The sequence below is a fragment of the Thermus sp. genome, assembly GCF_040290245.1.
Lineage (GTDB): Bacteria > Deinococcota > Deinococci > Deinococcales > Thermaceae > Thermus_A.
In genome coordinates, this window is the sequence record NZ_PSMQ01000015.1 from 1 (window position 1) to 22,652 (window position 22,652).

14 protein-coding genes, 1 tRNA gene and 3 rRNA genes are annotated in these 22,652 nt (G+C 64.8%); 5 read left to right on the forward strand and 13 right to left on the reverse strand.

The genetic code is table 11. From position 1 onward, the window contains the following. Positions 1–702 precede the first annotated feature (702 nt). The 4 genes from C4301_RS03595 to C4301_RS03610 all read left to right on the forward strand — a co-directional run bounded on the left by C4301_RS03595 (position 703) and on the right by C4301_RS03610 (position 5,788). Positions 703–2,220: ribosomal RNA gene (locus C4301_RS03595) — 16S ribosomal RNA — on the forward strand. 225 nt (positions 2,221–2,445) lie between these two features. Next, positions 2,446–5,517, forward strand: a 23S ribosomal RNA gene (locus C4301_RS03600). A gap of 69 nt (positions 5,518–5,586) precedes the next feature. Beyond that, positions 5,587–5,703, forward strand: a 5S ribosomal RNA gene (gene rrf, locus C4301_RS03605). Together the 16S, 23S and 5S rRNA genes with 1 tRNA gene alongside form the textbook arrangement of a ribosomal RNA operon. Positions 5,704–5,712: 9 nt before the next feature. Beyond that, positions 5,713–5,788, forward strand: a tRNA-Gly gene (locus C4301_RS03610). A 29-nt stretch (positions 5,789–5,817) separates the two neighbouring features. Here C4301_RS03610 and C4301_RS03615 read toward each other — a convergent pair. The 9 genes from C4301_RS03615 to aceA all read right to left on the reverse strand — a co-directional run bounded on the left by C4301_RS03615 (position 5,818) and on the right by aceA (position 15,620). Continuing rightward, positions 5,818–6,015 (reverse strand): hypothetical protein, encoded by a 198-nt coding sequence (locus tag C4301_RS03615; RefSeq protein WP_352413742.1) that lies wholly within the window; start codon positions 6,013–6,015, stop codon positions 5,818–5,820. Then, entirely contained in the window at positions 6,012–6,428 is a 417-nt protein-coding gene (gene sufU, locus C4301_RS03620) for a Fe-S cluster assembly sulfur transfer protein SufU (RefSeq protein ID WP_352413743.1), read from the reverse strand. Before sufU ends, C4301_RS03615 begins: the two co-directional genes overlap by 4 nt. Then, positions 6,425–7,639 (reverse strand): cysteine desulfurase, encoded by a 1,215-nt coding sequence (locus C4301_RS03625; RefSeq protein ID WP_352413744.1) that lies wholly within the window; start codon positions 7,637–7,639, stop codon positions 6,425–6,427. The genes sufU and C4301_RS03625 overlap by 4 nt, the downstream gene beginning before the upstream one ends. Positions 7,640–7,645: 6 nt before the next feature. After that, entirely contained in the window at positions 7,646–7,951 is a 306-nt protein-coding gene (locus C4301_RS03630; RefSeq protein ID WP_352413745.1) for a Rieske (2Fe-2S) protein, read from the reverse strand. 2 nt (positions 7,952–7,953) lie between these two features. Then, positions 7,954–9,255: a Fe-S cluster assembly protein SufD gene (gene sufD, locus C4301_RS03635; protein ID WP_352413746.1), complete on the reverse strand. Its 1,302-nt coding sequence runs from the start codon at positions 9,253–9,255 to the stop codon at positions 7,954–7,956. Then, complete coding sequence (gene sufB / locus C4301_RS03640; protein WP_352413747.1) at positions 9,252–10,664, reverse strand: Fe-S cluster assembly protein SufB; 1,413 nt, start codon at positions 10,662–10,664, stop codon at positions 9,252–9,254. The genes sufD and sufB overlap by 4 nt, the downstream gene beginning before the upstream one ends. Further along, positions 10,661–11,413, reverse strand: coding sequence for a Fe-S cluster assembly ATPase SufC (sufC, locus tag C4301_RS03645; protein ID WP_352413748.1), 753 nt, complete (start codon positions 11,411–11,413; stop codon positions 10,661–10,663). Before sufC ends, sufB begins: the two co-directional genes overlap by 4 nt. 70 nt (positions 11,414–11,483) lie before the next feature. Next, positions 11,484–14,225 (reverse strand): tetratricopeptide repeat protein, encoded by a 2,742-nt coding sequence (locus tag C4301_RS03650; RefSeq protein WP_352413749.1) that lies wholly within the window; start codon positions 14,223–14,225, stop codon positions 11,484–11,486. 105 nt (positions 14,226–14,330) lie between these two features. Then, positions 14,331–15,620: an isocitrate lyase gene (gene aceA / locus C4301_RS03655; protein ID WP_352413750.1), complete on the reverse strand. Its 1,290-nt coding sequence runs from the start codon at positions 15,618–15,620 to the stop codon at positions 14,331–14,333. Between the two features lie 295 nt (positions 15,621–15,915). On the opposite strand from aceA, the gene C4301_RS03660 reads away from it, so the two are divergent. Then, on the forward strand, positions 15,916–16,617 hold the full coding sequence (locus C4301_RS03660; RefSeq protein WP_352413751.1) for a Clp1/GlmU family protein: 702 nt from the start codon (positions 15,916–15,918) through the stop codon (positions 16,615–16,617). On the opposite strand, the gene leuS is transcribed toward C4301_RS03660, so the two are convergent. From leuS to proB, 4 genes are all read right to left on the reverse strand, one after another. Continuing rightward, positions 16,595–19,228 carry a leucine--tRNA ligase gene (gene leuS / locus C4301_RS03665; RefSeq protein ID WP_352413752.1) on the reverse strand — a complete coding sequence of 878 codons (2,634 nt, stop codon included), beginning with the start codon at positions 19,226–19,228 and terminating at the stop codon, positions 16,595–16,597. The genes C4301_RS03660 and leuS overlap by 23 nt on opposite strands. Before the next feature lie 120 nt (positions 19,229–19,348). Beyond that, positions 19,349–20,167, reverse strand: a complete 819-nt coding sequence (locus C4301_RS03670) for a YhjD/YihY/BrkB family envelope integrity protein (protein WP_352413753.1) — start codon at positions 20,165–20,167, stop codon at positions 19,349–19,351. After that, positions 20,131–21,360, reverse strand: coding sequence for a glutamate-5-semialdehyde dehydrogenase (locus C4301_RS03675; RefSeq protein ID WP_352413754.1), 1,230 nt, complete (start codon positions 21,358–21,360; stop codon positions 20,131–20,133). The genes C4301_RS03670 and C4301_RS03675 overlap by 37 nt, the downstream gene beginning before the upstream one ends. Continuing rightward, on the reverse strand, positions 21,357–22,475 hold the full coding sequence (gene proB / locus C4301_RS03680; RefSeq protein ID WP_352413755.1) for a glutamate 5-kinase: 1,119 nt from the start codon (positions 22,473–22,475) through the stop codon (positions 21,357–21,359). Before proB ends, C4301_RS03675 begins: the two co-directional genes overlap by 4 nt. Between the last annotated feature and the right edge of the window lie 177 nt (positions 22,476–22,652).

Consider the following 22,652-nt stretch of genomic DNA (forward strand, 5'->3'; position numbering starts at 1 on the left):
CCCTGCCCCAGGTCCACCGCCACCGGCTGCGGAGCCTAGCCCCCGGGAAAGCTTCCGGGTCCGTCGAGCTCCCAACCCCAGGGCCCATCGATGGACCTGGTGCAGGCCCTTCGGCCTCGTCCAAGCGACCACGGCCAGCACCACGAGCCTTTGGCCGGTAAAACCGGTCTCACCGGCCCGGGTCACCCCGACCAAGCCCTTCGGGCCGGGTCCCGGACGGGTTTGGGGACCTACCGTGCCGCTTAAGGTAAATCGAGCTGCAAAAAGGACACTTTTGGGGGCGGCCCTCGGGTTCGGTCTTTAAGGCAGACACCGCCTTCTGTCCAAAGGGGGGCGCCTGCCCCGTTGTTGACAAAGCTGACAAAAGGCTAAAGCGTTTATGTTAACAACCTTGGCCCACCAGCTCTGGGATAGAATTTCCTGATACAGGCCCTTGACAGGGCTGGGCCGACCTGATATATTAGTGGGTGGTCGGGCCTGGAAGATAGGTTAAGGTCTGGCCGGGGACGAGCCTCGCAAAGTTGATTCCCGTTGGCGAAGGCAGTTGGCCGGCCGGTGGTATTGACAGCTGCGGCCGGGACTGCTAAAATCAAGATTGCGGTTGGAAGGCGCACCTTGACAACTGAATAGTGGGAGGAAGGACGCTCCCGTTAATTCCGACCAAACTGACTACCAGGACAAACTCGAAGGTTGAATTTGGTTTGACTGGAGAGTTTGATCCTGGCTCAGGGTGAACGCTGGCGGCGTGCCTAAGACATGCAAGTCGAGCGGGCTGGGGCTTAGGTCCCAGCCAGCGGCGAACGGCTGAGTAACACGTGGGTAACCTGCCCCCAAGTGGGGGATAACCCTGGGAAACTGGGGCTAATACCGCATGTGGTTACCGGACGGATGTCCGGTAACTAAAGGGCCCGCGAGGGCCCGCTTGGGGAGGGGCCCGCGGCCTATCAGGTAGTTGGTGGGGTAATGGCCCACCAAGCCGATGACGGGTAGCTGGCCTGAGAGGGTGGTCAGCCAGACCGGGACTGAGACACGGCCCGGACTCCTACGGGAGGCAGCAGTCGGGGATCTTGGGCAATGGGCGAAAGCCTGACCCAGCGACGCCGCGTGGAGGAAGAAGCCCTTCGGGGTGTAAACTCCTTTTGCCGGGGAAGAAACCTGACGGTACCCGGCGAATAAGGGCCTGCTAACTACGTGCCAGCAGCCGCGGTAATACGTAGGGCCCGAGCGTTACCCGGATTTACTGGGCGTAAAGGGTCCGCAGGCGGCCCGGCAAGTCGGGCGTGAAATCCCTCGGCTTAACCGAGGAACGGCGTCCGATACTACCGGGCTTGAGGACGGGAGAGGGAGGTGGAATTCCCGGAGTAGCGGTGAAATGCGTAGATACCGGGAGGAACACCGGTGGCGAAGGCGGCCTCCTGGCCCGTTCCTGACGCTCAGGGACGAAAGCGTGGGGAGCGAACCGGATTAGATACCCGGGTAGTCCACGCCCTAAACGGTGGGTGCTAGGTGTGGGCAGGTATCGACCCCTGTCCGCGCCGAAGGTAACCCGTTAAGCACCCCGCCTGGGGACTACGGCCGCAAGGCTAAAACTCAAAGGAATTGACGGGGGCCCGCACAAGCGGCGGAGCGTGTGGTTTAATTCGATGCTACGCGAAGAACCTTACCAGGGCTTGACATGCCGGAAGTAGGACCCCGAAAGGGGAACGACCCGTAAAGGCGGGAGCCGGCACAGGTGCTGCATGGCTGTCGTCAGCTCGTGCCGTGAGGTGTTGGGTTAAGTCCCAGAACGAGCGCAACCCCCGCCCCTAGTTGCACTCTCTAGGGGGACTGCCGCCGAAAGGCGGAGGAAGGTGGGGATGACGTCAAGTCATCATGGCCCTTATGCCCTGGGCTACACACACGCTACAATGGGCCGGTACAATGGGCAGCGAAGCCGCGAGGCGGAGCGAATCCCATCAAAACGGCCCTCAGTTGGGATTGCAGGCTGCAACTCGCCTGCATGAACGCGGAGTCGCTAGTAACCGCAGGTCAGCACCACTGCGGTGAATACGTTCCCGGGCCTTGTACACACCGCCCGTCACGTCCCGAAAGTCGGCAACACCCGAAGGCGGTGGGCTAACCCGCTTCGGCGGGGGGCAGCCGACGAGGGTGGGGCCGGCGATTGGGACGAAGTCGTAACAAGGTAGCCGTACGGGAACGTGCGGCTGGATCACCTCCTTTCTAGGGAGTTCCGCGGTCCTGACCCCGCGGGGTTCGGGGCCGCAGGCTGCGTGCGTTCCTGCCACGCTCGGTTTTGGGTCCCCGCGGAGGAGGCATACTTGCCTCCTCCGCGGCGTGATACCGCCCCGCCGTTTGCGGGGGTGCACCTTGACAACTCCATCGCGAGAGCCAAACGCAACAGGCCAGGCGCTTGAGGCTCCTTCCAGCTGCTCCTGAGGGGGAACCCGTCAAGCGAGGATGGGCGCACGGTGGATGCCTTGGCGTCAGGAGCCGACGAAGGACGCTGCCGGCGGCGAAAGGTCCGGGGAGCTGCTGAGCAAGCTGCGATCCGGACGTCTCCGAATGGGGAAACCCGGCGGGGGTCATGCCCCGTCACCCACCGCGGAATCCATACGCGGTGCGGAGGGAACCCGGGGAACTGAAACATCTCAGTACCCGGAGGAAAAGAAATCAACCGAGATTCCCCGAGTAGTGGCGAGCGAAAGGGGAACAGCCCAAACCCCGTGGGTGTCAAGCCCGCAGGCGTTGCCCGCGGGGGGTTGTGGGACGCGGCCGGACCGGGCTGCGGACCGGTCGGGAAGTGAGCAATCCTCTCTCTAGGCGAACCGTCCTGGAACGGCGGGCCACAGAGGGTGACAGCCCCGTAGCCGAAAGGCAGGGGACTTCCTGGGCTGCGCTCCCGAGTACCGCGGGACACGTGGAACCCCGTGGGAAGCCGGGGGGACCACCCTCCAAGGCTAAATACTCCTGACGACCGATAGCGCACGAGTACCGTGAGGGAAAGGTGAAAAGAACCCCGGGAGGGGAGTGAAATAGAACCTGAAACCGTGTGCCCACAAGCAGTCGGAGGGCTATGCCGATCCCGCAAGGGATCGGAATGCCTGACGGCGTGCCTATTGAAGAATGAGCCTGTGAGTTGTCGCGTGTGGCGAGCTTAAGGCCTTCGGGCCGGAGGCGTAGGGAAACCGAGTCTGAACAGGGCGCCGCTCCCGGAAGGGAGGGCGGGGGTTGCCCCCGCCAGTCGCACGCGGCAGACCCGAAACCGGGTGAGCTACCCATGGCCAGGGTGAAGCGCGGTTAACCCCGCGTGGAGGCCCGAACCCGTCGGTGTTGCAAAACCGTGGGATGAGCTGTGGGTAGGGGTGATATGCCAATCGAACCCGGAGATAGCTGGTTCTCCCCGAAATGCATTGAGGTGCAGCCCCGGTGCACAGCGCCGCGGAGGTAGAGCACTGGATGGGCTAGGGCGGAAGGATCCGTACTGAACCCAACCAAACTCCGAATGCCGCGGCGTGGTCACCGGGAGTGAGACGGTGGGGGATAAGCTCCATCGTCGAGAGGGGAACAGCCCAGACCGTCGGCTAAGGTCCCCAAGTCCCAGCTCAGTGGGAAAGGAAGTGGCACCGCGAAGACAGCCGGGAGGTTGGCTTAGAAGCAGCCATCCTTTAAAGAGTGCGTAATAGCTCACCGGTCGAGTGGTGCTGCGCCGAAAACGTAACGGGGCTAAGCTGGGCACCGAAGCCACGGGTTCGGCGCGGGTGCGCTCGCGCCGAGCGGTAGGGGAGCGTTCTGCCGTAGGGTGAAGCCGGACCGTGAGGACCGGTGGACGAGGCAGAAGTGAGAATGCAGGCATGAGTAGCGAAAAGGCGGGTGAGAATCCCGCCCCCCGTAAGCCTCAGGGTTCTTACGGAAGGTTCGTCCGCGTAAGGTTAGGCGGGAGCTAAGGCGAGGCCGAAAGGCGTAGCCGATGCACAGCCGGTCGACATTCCGGCCCCGCTCGGAGTTCGCCACGAGCCGCGGAGGGACGCAGAAGGGTAGCCCCACCGGCGACCGGTCGTGCCGGGCCAACCGGGTAGGCTGGGGCTCCAGGGAAATCCGGGGCCCCGTCAAGGCCGAGACGGGAGTGCGAGCGGACTTGAAACGTCCGCGAAGGGAGTGATCCCACGCTGCCGAGAAAAGCTTCGCGGCCAGAACTCCGGGCGCCCGTACCGCAAACCGACACAGGTAGGCGGGCACTTAAGGTGCCAAGGGGCGCGAGGGAACCCTCCTCAAGGAACTCTGCAAGTTAACCCCGTAACTTCGGGAGAAGGGGTGCCTCGGTAGGGTGAGGTGTCTCGCACACCGAGCCCGAGGGGGCCGCAGAGAATAGGCCCAAGCGACTGTTTAACAAAAACACAGGTCTCTGCGAAGCCGCAAGGCGATGTATAGGGGCTGACGCCTGCCCAGTGCCGGAAGGTAAAGGGGAGGGGTTAGCTCGGCCTGCGGGCCGGGCGAAGCTCCAAACCGAAGCCCCGGTGAACGGCGGCGGTAACTATAACCGTCCTAAGGTAGCGAAATTCCTTGTCGGGTAAGTTCCGACCTGCACGAAAGGCGTAACGACTTGGGCGCTGTCTCGAGGAGGGGCTCGGCGAAGGTGTACCACCCGTGAAGATACGGGTTTCCCGCAGCTGGACGGAAAGACCCCGTGGAGCTTTACTGTAGCCTGGTGTTGGATGTGGTTTTGGCATGTATAGGATAGGTGGGAGGCTGGGAAGCGGGGGCGCCAGCTCCCGTGAAGCCACCCTTGGAATACCACCCTTGTCAGGACTACGTCCTAACCGGAGCCCTACACCGGGCTCTGGGACAGCGTCAGGTGGGCAGTTTGACTGGGGCGGTCGCCTCCTAAAGGGTAACGGAGGCGCCCAAAGGTCCCCTCAGGCGGGACGGAAATCCGCTTTAGAGCGCAAGGGTAGAAGGGGGCCTGACTGTGAGGCGGGCAAGCCGAGCAGGGGCGAAAGCCGGGCCTAGTGAACCGGTGGTTCTGTGTGGAAGGGCCATCGATCAACGGATAAAAGTTACCCCGGGGATAACAGGCTGATCTCCCCCGAGCGTCCACAGCGGCGGGGAGGTTTGGCACCTCGATGTCGGCTCGTCGCATCCTGGGGGTGAAGAAGCTCCCAAGGGTTGGGCTGTTCGCCCATTAAAGCGGCACGCGAGCTGGGTTCAGAACGTCGTGAGACAGTTCGGTCTCTATCCGCCACGGGCGCAGGAGGCTTGAGGGGGTCTCTTCCTAGTACGAGAGGACCGGAAGGGACGCGCCTCTGGTTTTCCGGCTGTCCCTCCAGGGGCATAAGCCGGGTAGCCAAGCGCGGGAGGGATAACCGCTGAAGGCATCTAAGCGGGAAGCCTGCCCCAAGATGAGGCCTCCCACGGCATAGCCGGTAAGGACCCGGGTAGACGACCCGGTGGATGGGCTGGGGGTGTAAGCGCTGCGAGGCGTTGAGCCGACCAGTTCCAATCGTCCGAGGTCTTGACCGTTTTTGCTGGGATCTGGGGTGCTGCCACCTGGTCTGTGGTCCTCAATTTGAGGCGTACAAGAGGAGAAGCCCCCGTGCCCATAGCGGCGTGGACCCACCCGTTCCCATTCCGAACACGGAAGTGAAACGCGCCAGCGCCGATGGTACTAAGACCGCAGGGTCTTGGGAGAGTAGGTCGGTGCGGGGGTTTTTGCTTGCGGGAGTAGCTCAGTTGGTAGAGCACAACCTTGCCAAGGTTGGGGTCGCGGGTTCGAGTCCCGTCTCCCGCTCCAGAACAACCCCCCGGTAACCCCCGGGGGGTTTATTCTTCCTCTCCTGGAAGCCCCAGCGCCTCGAGTCGAGCGATCAGAGCGGGATCCTCCACCAGCACGACGTTTCTACGGGCGCGGGTCTCGGATTTGAGGCGGCCCTCTTTGGCGGCCTCCTTCCAAAGGGCCATAAGCTCCGGATCCTGTGTGAGAAGGGGGGTGACCTTGTGGGCCGGATAGATCCGCCTCACTTTAGCGCCTCCTCGAGGGCGTTCCAGGCCAAAGTGGCGCACTTCACCCGGGCGGGGAGCTTGGCTACGCCGCTTAGGGCCAAAAGATCCCCCAGGTGGGGGTCCGGCGGCGCGCCCTCCACCACCATGGCCTTGAACCTTTGGGCGAGCTCCAAGGCCTCTTCCACAGTCTTTCCCTTTACGGCTTCGGTCATGAGCGAGGCGCTGGCGGTGCTGATGGCACAGCCTTGGCCTTGGAAGCGGGCATCAAGGATGCGCCCCCCCTCTACCCTGAGCATGACCTCTACTTGGTCGCCACAGGAGGGGTTGTGTCCGCCTGCAGCCCGGTTGGCCTCGAGGAGGAGGCCGTAGTTTCTGGGGTTCTGGTAGTGCTTGAGGATGATCTCCTTGTAGAGCTCGTCCAGAACGCTCATAGCCACACCTTGAAGTAGTCTCTGACCCTTTTAAGCGCCTCCACAAACCGGTCCACCTCGCTTTGGGTGTTGTAGAGGTAGAAGCTTGCCCGGGCGGTGGCGGCCACGCCCAGGCGGCGGTGGAGGGGCTGGGCGCAGTGGTGCCCCGCCCGGACCGCGATGCCCTCCTGGTCCAAGGCGGTGGCCAGGTCGTGGGCGTGGAGGCGGCCTAAGGTGAAGGCGATGACCCCGCCTCGGTCTGGGCCTCGAGGCCCAAAGGTTCGGATCTCGGGGATCTCCGAGAGCCTCTCCAGGGCATACTCTACCAGGCTTCGGTCGTGCTGCCAGACCTTCTCCATTCCGAGCCCCATCAAGTACTCCGCGGCCTTACCTAGGGCAATGGCTTCGGCGATGGGGGGAGTGCCCGCCTCGAACCGCTGAGGGGGCTTGGCATAGGTGGAGCGGTCCAGATGGACCTCCTGGATCATCTCCCCTCCGCCCAGGAAGGGGCCCATGGCCTCCAGGACCTCGTGGCGGCCGTAAAGGACCCCGGCCCCCGTGGGGCCGAGCATCTTGTGCCCGGAAAGGGCGAAGAAGTCCGCTCCCAGGGCCTTCACATCCACCGGCAGGTGAGGGGCCGACTGGGCTCCGTCCACCACCAAAAGCGCTCCCACCTCCTTGGCTCTCCTCGCCACTTCGGCCACGGGGTTGACCGTGCCCAAAACGTTGGACATGTGGACCAGGCTCACCACCTTGGTCCTTTCCGAAAGGAGGCGGTCCAGCTGGGAAAGGTCCAGACGGCCTTCCTCGGTGATGGGAATGGCCCGGATGCGAGCACCCGTGCGCTCGGCCACCAGGTGCCAGGGGACGAGCCCCGCGTGGTGCTCCATCTCCGTGACCAGGACCTCGTCCTTTTCCTTCAGGTTCCTAAGCCCCCAGGCGTAGGCCACCAGGTTCATGGCCTCCGTGGTGTTGCGGACGAAGACGATCTCCTCAGGGCGGGCGTTCAAAAAGCGGGCCAGAGCCTTGCGCGCCTCCTCGTAGGCCAAGGTGGCGGCCACGCTCAGGGCGTAAGCCCCCCGGTGGACGTTGGCGTTGAGTTCCCGGTAGTAGCGCTCCAGGGCCTCGAGGACCGCCTTGGGCTTCTGGCTGGTGGCCGCGGAGTCCAGGTAGACGAGGTCCGGCTTCCCCGCGATGAGGGGGAAGTCCTGGCGCAGGACGTGGGGGTCCATACCCCCTTAGCTTAGCAGCAAAAGCACGGTCTCCCCTTCCAGCCGTGCGGAAAAGACCCGGATGGGCCGGGGGGCCGGCAGGGTCTGCCGGCCCGTCCGTAGGTCAAACCGGGCCCCGTGCCGGGGGCAGACGATCTTTCCGTCCTCCACCTCCCCCTCGTGGAGGGGGCCCCCATCATGGGTGCAGAGGTCCTCCAGGGCGAAGACCTCCTCCCCGGTGTAGAGGAGGAGGATGGGCCGGGGATGCTCGTCTAGGCGCAGGACCAGGCGGCCATGTTGGAAGTCTTCCAGCTTGGCCACGGGCTTCCACATGGTTAAAGCCGAACCTTTTCTTCGATGACCGCCTCGAGGTGGCGCCTCAAGGCCTCCAGGGGAACCCGGGTCAGGACATCGGCCAGGTGGGCCTTGACCAGGAGTTCCTGAGCGAGGTTCCTGGAAAGCCCCCGGGACTGGAGGTAGAAAAGCTGGAGCTCGTCCACCGGGGCGGTGGTGCTCCCGTGGGTGCACCGGACGTCGTTGGCGGCGATCTCCAGCTGGGGAATAGAATCCACCCGGGCTTCCCGGGAAAGGATGAGGTTGCGGTTGGCCTGGTAGGCGTCCGTCTTCTGGGCCTTGGGTTCGAGGCGGATCAGGCCCGAGTAGACCGCGTGCGCCCGGTCCTTTACCGCGCCCTTGTAAAGGAGGTCGCTTCGGGTGTGGTGGGCCACGTGGTGCTGCAGGGTGTAGTGGTCAAAGTGCTGCTCCCCGTGGGCGAAGTAAAGCCCCAGCATCTCGCTTTCCGCCCCCGGACCCAGAAGCTCTGAAGCCACCTCCGCTCGGGAAAGCCGCCCCCCGAAGGTAGCCACGAGATCGTTTAAAGCGCTGTCCCGTTCCAGCAGGGCCTTTTGCTTGTGCAGGTGGTAGACCCCATCCCCAAGGGTCTGGACATGGGCATGCCGGAGCCTGGCCCCGGGCCGGAGGAGCATCTCGGTGGCGGAGAGGTGAAGCGTGGGCTCGAGGTCGTCCGAGAGGTACTCCTCGATATAGGTGGCCTGGGCGTTGTCCTGGAGGACGAGGAGGCTCCGCCCCACCGAGGCCACCTTTCCCCTTTCCAAGACCTTGAAAACCCCTAGGGGTTTTTCCACCTCCACTCCGGCGGGGACGTAGAGGAAAGCCCCGTGCGTGAAGAGGGCCGCGTTTTGCGCGCTGAACTTATCCTCAAACCCCAGGGCTTGAAAAAGGGCGTTTTCCACCCGCTCAGGGTAAGCCCCTAAGGCGGTCTTCAGATCGGTGAAAAGAACCCCCTTGGCCTTTAGCTCCTCCGGGACTTCCGCATAGACGAGATCGGGCCCAAGGAAGACCAAAAAGGCCGCGGCATCCGTCTTTTCCAGCCGCGCCCGCACCGCCTTGGGCAGCTCATCCCGGCTAAGCCGCCTTCCCTGGGGGTGCTCGAGGGGGGCCTCAAGGGGGGCCCGGCCCAGGTCCGTATACCGCCAGGCCTCGTCCTTCTGCGTGGGGTAGGGAAGACGGACGAAGGCCTCTAGGGCCTGAAGCCGCTTTTCCAAAAGCCATCCGGGCTCGCCTAGGGCCTGGGAAAGGAGGCGGACTTCGTTAGGAGAAAGCGCCAGGGCCTTCATCCGACGGAACCCTCCATCTCGAGCTCGATGAGCCGATTGAGCTCCACCGCGTACTCCAAGGGAAGTTCCTTGGCGATGGGTTCGATGAAGCCACGGACAATCAAGGCCGCGGCCTCATCCTCCTTAAGACCCCGGGTCTGGAGGTAGAAGATCTGCTCGTCGTTGATCTTGCTCACCGTGGCCTCGTGCCCCACGTGGGCGGTCTCCTCGTTGATCTCAATGTAGGGGTAGGTGTCGGTGCGGCTCTCCTCATTCAAAAGAAGCGCGTCGCACTCCACGTTCACCTTGGCGTGGCGCGCCCCTTCCAGGACCTTGACCAGGCCCCGGTAGCTGGCCCGCCCCTCCCCCTTGGAGATGCTCTTGGAGACGATGGTGCCCGAGGTGTGGGGGGCGGCGAGGATGATCTTGGCCCCGGTGTCCAGGTGTTGGCCGGTGTTGGCAAAGGCGATGGAAAGGATCTCCGTCCGGGCCCCCGGCTCCATCAGGTAGCTGGAGGGGTACTTCATGGTCACCTTGGAGCCCAGATTCCCGTCCAGCCACTCGTGGAAGGCCTCCTGGTAGACCAAGGCCCTTTGGGTCACCAGGTTGTACATGTTGGTGGACCAGTTCTGGATGGTGGTGTACCGGCTCCTGGCCCCCCGCTTGACCACGATCTCGATCACCCCGGTGTGGAGGGAGTCGGTGGTGTAGGTGGGGGCGGTGCATCCCTCGATGTAGTGGACCTCGGCCCCCTCGTCTACGACGATGAGGGTCCGCTCAAACTGGCCGAACTCGGGGGTGTTGACCCGGAAGTAGGCCTGAAGGGGAAGCTCCACCTTCACCCCCGGGGGGATGTAGACAAAGGACCCCCCTGACCAGACGGCGGAGTTCAAGGCGGCGAACTTGTTGTCCTCCGGGGGGACCACCGTGGCGAAGTACTCCCTAAAGAGGTCCTCGTAGTGCCTCAGGCCCTCTTCTATGGAGACGAAGATGACCCCCTGACGCTCGAGCTCCTCCCGGACGCGGTGGTAGACCATCTCCGAGTCGTACTGGGCCCCTACCCCGGCCAGAACCTTCCGCTCCGCCTCGGGGATGCCCAGGCGCTCATAGGTGCGCCGGATCTCCTCGGGAACCTCTTCCCAGCTCCGGGCGTCCCGGACCTCGGCGGGCTTGACGTAGTAGTAGAGGTTGGGCATCTCCCTCTCGAGCTCAGAGAGGTCCGGACCCCAGGTGGGCATGGGCTTCTTCTGGAAGATCTCCAACGCCCGCAGGCGGAACTTCCGCATCCACTCGGGCTCCCCCTTGTGGTAGCTGATGGCCTCCACCACCCTTTTGGAAAGCCCCTTCTCCGCCTTGTAAACGGGCCTGATCTCGTCGATAAACCCGTACTTGTACTCCGAGCCAAGGGTGCTCAGGTCCAGCTCGCTCATCTCGCCTCCTTAGCCAGCTCCTTCACCCAGTCGTACCCGCGGTTTTCCAGCTCCAAAGCCAGATCAGGGCCGCCCGAGGTGACCAGGCGACCGTCCACCATCACGTGGACCCGGTCGGGGACGATGTAGTTGAGGAGGCGCTGGTAGTGGGTGATGACCAGGGCCCCAAACTCCGGGCCCCGCATGGCGTTCACCCCCCGGGCCACCACCTTGAGGGCGTCGATGTCCAGGCCGCTGTCCGTCTCGTCCAAGACGGCGAAGCTCGGCCTTAGGACCAAAAGCTGTAGGATCTCGTTCCGCTTCTTCTCCCCCCCGGAAAAGCCCTCGTTGAGGTAGCGGGTGAGGTAGCCCTCGTCCCAGTCCAAAAGCTTAAGCGCCTCCTGCAGCCGTCCCCAGAACTCCGCCACGCTCACCTCCTGGCCGGTCTTGGCCTGGAGGGCCAGGCGGAGGAAGTTGGCCAGGGTGACCCCGGGCACCTCCACCGGGTACTGGAAGGCGAGGAAAAGCCCTTTGCGGGCCCGCTCATCCGGGGAAAGCCCCAGGATGCTCTCTCCATCTAGAAGGATATCCCCCCTCTCCACGGTGTACTCGGGGTCCCCAGCCAGGACCTTGCCCAGGGTGCTCTTCCCCGCTCCGTTCGGACCCATGAGGGCGTGCACCTCCCCGGAGGGGACGAGGAGGTTCACCCCCTTTAGAATCGTCTCACCGTCTATGGACACCCAGAGGTCTCGGATTTCCAGTGAGCTCATTCTTCCTCCTTTGGGGGTCTTACCCCCTTGGGATCCAGTATAGAGGGAAAGGCTAAGAAAGTATAGTGATTTAGTCAGGATTCGCCAGGTAGAAGGCCAGGGCCTCCGGAACGGCCAGGGGGGTGCTGGGGAGGCGGTCCTTTAGGTCGGGCCAAAACCGGCCCAGATGACGGCCAAACTGCTCCTTGAAGGGCCTGGGGTAGGGGGTTTGGCGCACCTCGAGGACCTTGGCCCAGGCGGCCTCTGTTTCCCCAAGCCCCTTTAGGGCCAGCGCCTCCAGGGCCTTGGCCCAGACCCTGAGGCCGGGGTCGTCCGGCAGGGCCAACGCCACCAGCTGGGCCAAGGCCTCCCCGAACCGGCCCGCGCGGGCCAGGGCTTCCGCGTAGGAAAGCCGGGCCTGGGCCTGGAGGTAGGGGTTTTCCAAGTTTAAAAGGGGCCTCAGCATCTGGGCGGCCTCCAGGGGGGCCTCCAGGAGGGCAAGGAGGGAAAGGGCATCCAGCCTTAGGGCGGTGTACCGATCGGTTTTCTCCTCAGGGATCTGTTCCATAAGCCCCTGGAGGAGGCGGTGGGCCTCCTCGGCCTTAAGCCCTCCCAGGTAGGGCGGCCGGTAGGGGTGGCCGGTCTCTAAAAGGAAGTACGCCGCGGCCATGCGAAAAAGGGTGCGGAGGTGGCGGTACCTCGCCTCCTTGAGCCGCTCCCGGGTGGTGCGGAAGAAGGCCTCCGCCTCGGCGGCAAGCCTCAGGGCCTCGAGGGGCTTTCCCCGGGCTGCTTCCAGCACGCTGGCCTCGCTTTTCACCCGGGCCTGGGTGAAGGGGTCCTGGGCCTCCTCCAAGGCTTTTTGAAGGGCGTTTCCCGCCTCCTCGTAGGCCCCCAGGCGCCTGAGGAGGGTGCCGTAACGGGCGCGGATCCGGGCGAGCTCGTCCCGGGGGGCCCCTGCCTCCTCCAGGGTCCTTAGGCCCCGCTCCATCTCCTCCCTAGCCTTGGCCTCCCCCAGGCGCATCAGCAGATCCCCCATCTGGTACCGGGCCCGGCCATAAAGAAAAGGGTCGTGCCCCACCTGGGCCAAGGCCTCCAGGGCCTCCCGGTAGCGGCCCATGTCCTTGGCCACAAGCCCGCGCCAGAGAAGGACCCTGTTTTTTAGGAAAGGCTCCACCTGGAGCCCTTCCGCCTGGGCCACCCACCCCGCGGCCTTCTCATACTCCCCCCGCCACCGGTCCACCGCAGCCAAAACGAGAAGGGCTTCCGCACGGGCGGTCTCTTCCAGGAGGGAGAGGTCTTCCAGGGGGGGAAGGAGGTGGGCGGCCTCTGGGTAGGCCCCCGCATCCGCCTGGGCCTCGGCGTACTTGATCCGGGCCCAGGCGCGAAGCCTCGGGTCTTGGGAGTGGGAAAGGATCTCCAAAGCCTCCCGGGCCTCGGGATGGGTGTACTGGCCCAAGACAGCCCTGTACCGGGCCACCACCGCCGCCAAAGCCTCCCGGGCCTCCGCGGGCCAGGCGCGGCTCTCCTCCCAGAGGCCAGGCAGGAGGGCGATACGGGAGGGGTCCTCAAACAGGAGCTCCAAAAGGACGTCGTAGGCCCCGGCGTGCCGAGCGTGGTAAAGCTTTCGGAAGAGGTTTTCCCGGGGGAAGTAGTCCAGGGCGATCTGGTGCAGGCTTTTCGGGGCCTCCTTGGGCAGGAGGCTCCTTAGGGCAGGGCGGACCAGACCTTCCCCAGCGGACTCTAAAAGCGCCCTTTCCGCGTGGGAAAGCCGGTCTAGGGGCTTGCCCAAGGCCTTTTCCAGGAGGGGGATGGGGACGGCTGGATCGGCCTCGGGGGAGAAGGCGGCGAGGGCGAGGAGGAGAGGGCGGAGGGCGGGGTCCTCCTGGAGGGGGACGGAGGGGTCGTGCTTGGCCGCCTCGAGGAGGACCAGGCGGGAAAGTTCCGCGAAGTTCCGACCCGCCTGGTTCACCAAGGCCTCCACCCGCTCGGGGCTCAGGTGGGGAAGGCGCTCCTTGACAAACCGGCGGGCCTCCTCCCGGGTGGGGGGGGAGAGGGGTTGGTACGAAAGGGTTAAAGGCGGTTCCGAGAGGGCCGCCAGGTAGGGGATTTTAAGCCGCTTCAAGAAGGGCTCGAGCCAGGTGGAAAGCCCCTTCTTTTCCCCATCCGCCCCTCGCAAGGGCAGGCCCATGAGGCTTCCCTCCGCCTCGGCCCGGAGGAGAAGGGGCTTTTCCTGCCGGTTCAACGCGGAGGCCAGTAAGAGAAGGAGTTCCTTCTGGATCCCCCCCTGGAGGGCGTAGGGCTGGGTGGGGGAAAGCTGGGCCAAAAGCGCCTCGGCCTCCTCGCCGATGCCCAAGGCCTCCGCCAGGGGGAGGAGGCCTTGGGCGAGCTCTCCCGAAAGGTTCAACACATGGCCCGGAACCGCCCGGGCCAGGGCGGAAAGGAGGACGCTTTTGCCCGTGGCGGGCCCTCCCACCACCACCATCTGCGGCCTGCCCGTCTGGAGCTCCCTCAGGAAGCGGCGGAAGATCCGCCGCTTGTCCCGACCCAGGACCCTTCGGACGCTTTCCAGATAGAGTTCCGCAGGGGGCGGAGGCGGCTTTAGCCCCACCTCGCGGTAAAGCTCGACGATGGCCTGGTAGAGCCTTTCCTTTTCCTCCGGGCTTCCCAGGTCCTTGTACAGGATGTTCCGCACCGTCCCGGAGCGGCCCCCCTTCTCCGCTACCCGGGCCTCGAGCCAGCGCAAGGACCCCTTTTTGCCCCGGTGGTCCCGGCCCTGGAGGTGGGGTCTTAGGGCCTCCAGGTAGCCAAGCCAAGGTGTAGGAGCTTCCGCCATAAGTGTATACACTCTACCAGACCCGCGGGGAGTCTGTGAACCCCCTGCGCCGGCATGGGCAACACCCCCCTGGGGAGCCCCCAGGGGGGATACGGCCGGGGGTTCTTAGTGGAACTGGGCCTCCTCGGTGGACCCCTTCAGGGCCACGGTGGAGGCCAGACCGCCCGTGATGGCCAAAACCACCTCGTCAAAGTATCCGGCCCCCACCTCCCGTTGGTGCTTGACCGCGGTGAAGCCCTCCTTCTGGGCGGCGAACTCCAGCTGTTGCAGCTCCACGAAGGCGGGCATGCCCTCTTCCTTGTACTTTTTGGCCAGCTCCCAGGTGCGGTAGTTCAGGGTGTGCCAGCCCGCCAGGGTGATGAACTGGAACTTGTACCCCATGGCCCCGAGCTCCCGCTGGAACTTGGCGATGGTCGCCTCGTCCAGGAACCTTTTCCAGTTGAAGCTGGGGGAGCAGTTGTACGCGAGCATCTTGTCCGGGAACTCCTTCTTGACCGCCTCTGCGAACTTCCGGGCCTCCTCCAGGTCTGGGGTGGAGGTCTCGAGCCAGAGGAGGTCGGCGTAAGGCGCGTAGGCCAGGGCCCGGGCGATGCCCGCCTCGAGGCCCTTCTTGAAGCGGTAGAACCCCTCCGGGGTGCGCTCGTTCAGGATGAAGGGCTTGTCCCGCTCGTCGATGTCGCTGGTGATGAGGGTGGCCGCTTCCGCGTCCGTACGGGCGATGATCACCGTGGGCACCCCCAGGACATCCGCGGCCAGCCGGGCCGCCTGCAGGGTGCGGATGTGTTGGCTTGTGGGGACCAGGACCTTCCCCCCCAGGTGGCCACACTTCTTCTCGCTGGAGAGCTGGTCCTCGTAGTGGACCCCGGCCGCTCCCGCCTCGATCATCTGTTTGGTGAGTTCAAAGACGTTCAAAGCCCCGCCAAAGCCCGCCTCCCCGTCTGCCACGATGGGCACGTACCAGTCCCGGGAGACCCTCCCCTCGGAGCGCTCGATCAGGTCCGCCCGCATCAAGGCCTTGTTGATGCGCCGGACGATCTGGGGGACGGAGTTTGCGGGGTAAAGGGACTGGTCGGGGTAGGTCTCCCAGGCCAGGTTGGCGTCCGCCGCCACCTGCCAGCCGGAGAGGTAGATGGCCTCGAGGCCGGCCCGGACCATCTGCACCGCCATGTTCCCGGTGTAGGCCCCGAAGGTGCTCACGTAAGGCCGCGTGTGGAGGAGGTCCCAGAGTTTCTCCGCCCCTCGCTTGGCCAGGGTGTACTCCACTTGGACGCTGGGCCTGAGCCGGACCACGTCCTCCGGGCTGTAGTCCCGGCGGACCCCTTTCCAGCGGGGGTTCGTCTCCCATTCCTTCCGGAGCGCCTCGGCTTCCTTCTGCATCTCGGGGGTCAGCGGCATGGTTTTTCCCTCCCAATCCCCAGCCTGGAGCAAAAGGGGAAAAGGGTGTACGGTGTATCTTAAACACCCCCACACCTTGGTGAAGTGTGGGCTTCGTTCCCCCTACACAACCTTACCCGGGGGGCCACCCTTGATGGGCTGGACCGTCGGGGCCCGAACCCTGGAGGCCCGGCTCTGGCGGCAAAGCCTGTGGTATCATGCCCAGGGGCCCAGAGCGCACCGCGCCATGCACGCCCTAAGCGGCTTTCCGAAGGGAAGTGAAAGCCCTGGACGTTGGCCTGGGGAGTCACGAACGATGGGGCTTCTTCTCCTGGTGGGGCCGGTGGACGTGGGCAAGTCCACCCTGAGCGGGACCATCCTTTCCCATCGGGACGGGTTCCTTTTGGACCTGGACGTGGGCCAGGGTAGCCTTCCTGGGGCGCTCTCCCTTTTTCACTTCCAAAAGGGGCGGCGGCTTTTAATCCGCCGCTATCTGGTGGGCGGTTTTTCTCCCAAGGGTTTGGAAGCGGAGGTGGTGGCGGGCTCGGCCCGGCTGCGGGGGCTTCTCCCTATGGAGGCCTTTGCCGTAGCGGACACGGATGGCCTCCAGGAGGCCCGCTTCCGTCTCCTTCAGGCCGAGGTTCTGGCGCCCCAGGAGGTCTGGGTTCTGGGCGACCGCGGGCTCTATGCGGCGCTTTCCTGGCGGGAGGATTTCCAGGTGCGGCTTCTGGCCCCCTTGGCCCAGACCCGGAGAAAGACCCCAAGCGAAAGGCGGAAGGTCCGGGCGATGCGGCTTATGGCCCACTTCGCGGAGGCCTTCTCCCGGGTCTTGCCCTACGAGGGCCCCCCCTCCCCGGGGCTTTTTGGCCTTCTGGACGGAGAGGGGTTTTTTCTGGGGTACGCCCGCCTCCTGGCCTTGGAGGGCGGAGAGGGGCTTTTCCTTACCCCGGTGCGGGGCAAGGTGGCCCGGGTCGTCCCCACCCGGATCCCCTGGCCTAGCCGCGCACTACCAGGTTGAGGATGCGGCCGGGAACGTAGATCTCCTTGAGGATCTCCTTGCCCTCGAGGTGCGTGCGGACGTTTTTCACCTCCAGCGCTTTGGCCTTCACCTCCTCCAGGGTTGCCCCCGCCGGCACCCGCACCGCCCCCCTCAGCCGGCCGTTGACCTGGATGGCCACCTCCACCTCTTCCGCCTCCAGGGCCCCTTCGTCCAGGCTGGGCCAGCCCGCTTCAAAGAGGCTATTCGGCCAGAACCAGCTCCAAAGCTCCTCGGCCAGGTGAGGGGCGAAGGGGAAGAGCATCTGGAGATAGGAGCGGAGGGCGGTGCGGTAGACCGGGGTTGTGGGCCGGGTCTTTCGGTAGTCGTAAAGGGCGTTTAAGAGCTCCATCAGTGCGGCGATGGCGGTGTTGAACCGGAGGTTTTCCAGGTCGTCGGTGACCTTTTTCAGGGTCTGGTGGAGCTTCCGGTAAAGGGCCCGCTCCTCCCCCGTCAAGGCCTGGGCCTCAAACCGGTCCGGGGTCTGGGCCAGGGCCTCCTTGTCCTCCGCCACCCGGCGGTAGACGCGGTTTAAGAAGCGCCAGGCCCCCTGGACCCCTTCCTCCGTCCAGACCATCTCGTTCTCCGGGGGGGCGGCGAAGAGGATGGTGATGCGGGCAATGTCCGCCCCCTCCTCCTTGACAAAGGGGCCCACCATCACCCCATTCCCCTTGGACTTGCTCATCACGGCGGGTTTCCAGAAATGCGGCCCGTCTGGGCCTTCTCGGATCTCCGCCCCCATCTTCCGGACCTCTTCCAAGGGGATCCGGCCCGACTCGAGGCCCAGAGCCACCCGGGTGGGTTCGGGCAGGATGACCGTTTCGCCCTCCACCTCCACCCTTCCGAAGTCCGTCCAGGCCAGGACCATGCCCTGGGTGAAAAGGCCCTGGAAGGGCTCCACCCCCTCCACCATCCCCAGGTCGTGGAGGAATTTGGTGAAGAACCGGCTGTACAAAAGGTGCAAGACCGCATGCTCCACCCCGCCGATGTACTGATCCACCGGCATCCAGGCGTTGGCCTTTTCGGGCGCGAAGGGGAGGCGGTCGTTTTTGGGATCGGTGTAGCGCAGGTAGTACCAGCTGGAGTCGATGAAGGTGTCCATGGTGTCGGTGTCCCGCCGGGCAGGGCCGCCGCAGTTGGGACAGGCCGTCTCGTAGAACTCGGGATGGGCCTCGAGGGGGCTTTTTCCCTTGGGGCGGATGTCCTCGATGTCCTTGAGGTCGGGCAGGAGGACGGGAAGCTCCTCCTCAGGCACCGGGACCACCCCGCAGGTGGGGCAGTGGATCATGGGGATGGGGGTGCCCCAGTAGCGCTGGCGGCTGATGAGCCAGTCCCGGAGCCGGTACGTGACCCTGGACCGACCAAGCCCCCTTTCCGCAAGCCACTCGGTGACTTTCCGCTTACCCTCCTCGCTCGGCGTCCCGTCGAAGGGGCCGGAGTTCACCATGACCCCAGCCTCCTCGTAGGCGGCCTCGAGGGGTTCCGGAAGGGGGCTTTCCGGCCGCTCGATCACCTTCCGGATGGGGAGGCCAAACCGCTTGGCGAACTCAAAGTCCCTTTGGTCATGGGCGGGAACCCCCATGATGGCCCCGGTCCCGTAGCCGTAAAGGACGTAGTCCGCTGTCCAGATCGGGATCTCCTCCCCTGTGGCCGGGTTGACGGCGTAGGCCCCCAGGAAGACCCCGGTCTTCTCCCGGCCCTCCGCTTGGCGCTCGATCTCGCTTTTGCGCTTGGCCGCCTCCACGTAGGCCAGGACCTCCGCCCTCCTTTCCAAGGCCGCCAGCTCCAGCGTCATGGGGTGCTCAGGGGCCAAAACCATGAAGGTGGCCCCGAACAGCGTGTCGGGCCGGGTGGTAAAGACGGGGATCCGCCCCTCCTTCCCCTTCAGGGGGAAGTCGATCTCCGCCCCCTCGGAGCGACCGATCCAGGCCCTCTGCATGGCCTTGACCTTTTCCGGCCAACCCGTGAGGGTCTCCAGGTCGTTTAAAAGCCTTTCCGCGTACTCGGTGATCCTCAGGTACCACTGTTCCAGCTCCCGCTTCTCCACCGGGGTGTCCTCATGCCGCCAGCACCGGCCCTCCACCACCTGCTCGTTGGCCAGAACCGTCTGGCACTTGGGGCACCAGTTCACCGGGGCCCTTTTCCGGTAGGCGAGCCCCTTTTCCCACATCTTGAGGAAGATCCACTGGTTCCAGCGGTAGTAGTCGGGCTCGCAGGTGGTGACCTCCCGGTCCCAGTCGTACAGGATGCCCATGAGCTCGAGGCTTTCCTTGGCCTGACGGATGTTCTGGTAGGTCCAGTCCTTGGGGTGGACCCCGAACTTGAGCGCGGCGTTCTCCGCGGGCAGGCCGAAGGCGTCCCAACCCATGGGGTGGAGGACCTCGTACCCCTGCATCCGGCGGAAGCGGGCCAGGACATCCCCCATGGTGTAGTTCTTGAGGTGGCCCATGTGCAGGTCCCCCGAGGGGTAGGGGAACATCATCAGGACGTACTGCTTAGACCCCGGGGGCAGGTCCTTGGCCTTCATGAACCCCTTTTCCTTCCAGAAGCGTTGCCACTTGGGCTCTATGGCGTGCGGGTTGTACTTGTCCATCTCGCCTCCTCAAAAAAACCCCCTCCCCCCGGTGTTCGCTTCGCGAGAGCGGGAAGGGGGGTGAGCCCGGCCCCTCCCGTCCTAACGGTTTAGCCGGGCGGTGCGCATATCCGTAGGATACTACATGCGCCGACCGAGGAGCCGGACCACCAGGGCGCCCGCCAAAAGGACCCACATGGTCAGGTAGAACCCCAGAAGGACCAGGACGAAGCCCGCCAAAGGTCCGTACAAAAGCTCGTACTGCGAGCGGGGCAGAAGCCTGGGAAGGCCGAGGCGGATGGCTTCAAAAAGGGCCGTGGCCAAGGCTGCCCCCGCGGCGGAGGCGATGGCCTTGGGCCGGATTGGGGGAAGGAGGGCGTAGACCAGGAAGAAAAGGGTGTAGGTGGCCAGAAGGGGGAGGAGGCTGGGGAAAAGCCGCTTGGCCTCCAGGGGAAGAAAGCGGAGAAGGAAGCCGAGCCCCAGGCCCAAAAGGGCAAGGAGGATGAGGCCAAGCCCGAAGAGAAAGGGGAAGAAAAGGCCCAAAAGCCGTCCTCTTAAGCCGGCCGTTCGAGGGGGGGTGGGCCTTCCAAACAGGAGGCCTAGGACATAGGTCAGCGCGGCAAAAAAGTTGCTCGAGGCCCAAAGGAGGAGGAGGCCGCTGGCCAAAGTCAGGGGGAAGGCGCTCCGGCTGAGGAAGCCGAGGAGGGCCCGGGCCGTTTCCGGGTGGGTGGGGAAAAGGCCTTCGGTGAAGGCGCGGATGTTCTGGAGGACGCTTTGTTCCAAAGCGGGGTCCTTAAGGAAAAACCCGAAGATTCCCACGAGGAGGAAGAGGAAGGGCATGAGGGAGAAAAGGGCATAGTAGGCCAAGGCGGCGGCAAAGAAGGGGAGGTGGGCCTCCTGGTAAAGCCGGAGGGCTTCCCGCACTAGGTCCGCACCTGGCCTTCCCCTAGGGCCACCCATTTCAAGGTGGTGAGCTCCAGCACCCCCATGGGGCCGTAGGCATGGAGCTTGGTGGTGCTGATCCCGATCTCCGCGCCCAAGCCCAGCTGGAAGCCGTCGTTGAACCGGGTGGAGGCGTTCCAAAGGACCAAGGAGGCGTCCACTCCTTCCAGGAAGCGCCAGGCCGTCTGGGGGTCCTGGGTGCAGATGGCCTCGGTGTGCCGGGAGCCAAAGCGGGCGATGTGGTCCAGGGCCTCCTCGAGGCCCTTCACCACCTTGACCCGGAGGATGAGGTCCAGGTACTCCCGGTCCCACTCCTCCTCGGAAGCGGGAACGGCCTCCTCAAGGAGGGCCAGAGCCCGGGGGCAGGCCCTGAGCTCCACCCCCTGTTTCCGCATGACCTCCTCCAGCCTGGGCAAAAAGGCCGGCGCCACCTTCTCATGGACCAAAACCGCCTCTAAAGCGTTGCAGACCGCGGGCCGCTGGGTCTTTCCATTGAGGGCAAGCTCTAGCGCCATTCCAAGGTCCGCCCTTTCGTCCACATAGAGGTGGTTCACCCCCTTGGCGTGGGCCAAAACGGGGACCCGGGCCTCCTTCTGCACCAGCCGGATGAGCTCCTCCCCGCCGCGCGGGATCAGGAGGTCCAGAAGCTCCAGGCGGCACATCTCCAAAACCGCCTCCCGGTCCGTGGTGGGGACCAGGCTGACCGCCTCCTTGGGCAGGCCCGCCTCCTTAAGCGCCCTCTTCCAAAGCCCCACCAGGGCCTGGTTGCTCAAGAAGGCCTCCTTCCCGCCCCTAAGGAGCATGGCGTTGCCCGCTTTTAAGGCGACCGAGACCGCCTCTACCGTGGCCCCGGGCCTGGACTCGTACACAAAGCCGATGAGGCCCAGGGGAACCCGCATCCGGCCCACCTTCAGGCCGTTTGGCCGCTTGACAAGCCCCTCTATTCGGAAAAGGGGGTCGGGCAGGAGGGCGATCTGACGGAGGCCTTCCACCAGATCCCTCCGGGCCTTCTCATCCAACCGGAGCCGGTCCCGCTTAGGCTTGGGAAGACCCGCTTCTTGCGCGGCCTCGAGGTCCTTCTCATTGGCCTCCTTCACCTCTTCCCAGCGCTCTTCCAAAAGCCTGGCCATGCGCAAGAGCGCCTGGTCCCGGTCGCCTTGGGCCAGGGCGGGCAGACACGCTTTAGCCTTTTCAGCAAGCTCCCGGATCATCCTTCCCCCTTTTCGCCTTTCAGCGCCATATGGTCCCGATGGACCACCTCCTCTGTGTACCGGTACCCCAAGACCGCCTCGAGCTCCTGGGTCTTCCGGCCCAGGATTCGGGCCACCTCCTCGGCGGCGTAGTTGGTAAGCCCCACCCCCACCTCCTGCCCCTCCTCGTCCAAAAGCCGCACCGGCTCCCCCCGTCCAAACCGGCCCCGGACGGCTTTGATCCCAGCGGGGAGGAGGCTTGCCCCCCGCTCCCTTAACGCCTTGGCGGCTCCCCGGTCTAGGACGAGCTCCCCTTTGGGCCGACGGAGGTGGTAAAGCCAGACCTTCTCCCCCCGGTAGCGGGCCCGGGCGTGGAAGTAGGTGCCGATGGCCTCCCCTTCTAAGGCCCTGAGGAGGGCGGCCGGTTCCCTGCCGGGTAGGAGGAGGGTGGGAATCCCCACGTCCGCCGCCTTTTTCGCCGCCAAAAGCTTGCTCTTCATCCCTCCGCTTCCCAAAGGGTTTCCTTCCCCCCCGAGGCGCAGGACCTCCTCCACCCTCTGCACCTCCCTTAGGGGCCTGGCCTGGGGGTTTTTCTTGGGGTCTTCCTCATAGAGCGCGTCCACGTCGGAAAGGAGGACCAGAAGGCCCGCACCGACCATCGCCGCCACCTGGGCGGAGAGCTGGTCGTTGTCCCCAAACCGGATCTCGTCGAAGGCCACGGTGTCGTTCTCGTTGATGATGGGCAGAACCCCCAGGTCAAAGAGCCTTTCCAGCGTACCCCGGGCGTTCAAGTAGCGGGCACGGCTTTCCAAATCCTCCGCGGTAAGGAGGATCTGGGCCACCTCTATGCCGAAGGGTCTGAAGGCCTCCCGCCAGGCCTCCATCAAAAGGGGCTGGCCCACCGCGGCCAAGGCCTGCTTGCCCGGCATGTCCTTGGGCCGGGGAAGGCCCAGACGGCGCATCCCCGCTGCCACCGCTCCCGATGAGACCAAAGCCAGGCGGTGCCCTTTCTGTTTCAGCGCGCTCAGCTGACCGGCCAGGTGGGCCATGACCTCGAGGTCCAAACCCCCTTCCCCCGCGAGGACCGCACTGCCCACCTTGACCACCAGGGTTTTTGCGTCCAGGCCTGGCCGCATCCCGTCCTCTTAGGGGCAAGGATACCACGCCCACGGGGTCTTCGCCCCTGCCAGGGGGTTAATGGGGTGGGCCGGGGCTTTTGGCGAAAAACACCCCCTCGGAAAAACCCAGCCGGCCCTGCTGTTTGAGCCGCACAAGAAGGCCAAAGAGGCCTTCCTTCCTCAAGGTGGGGTAAA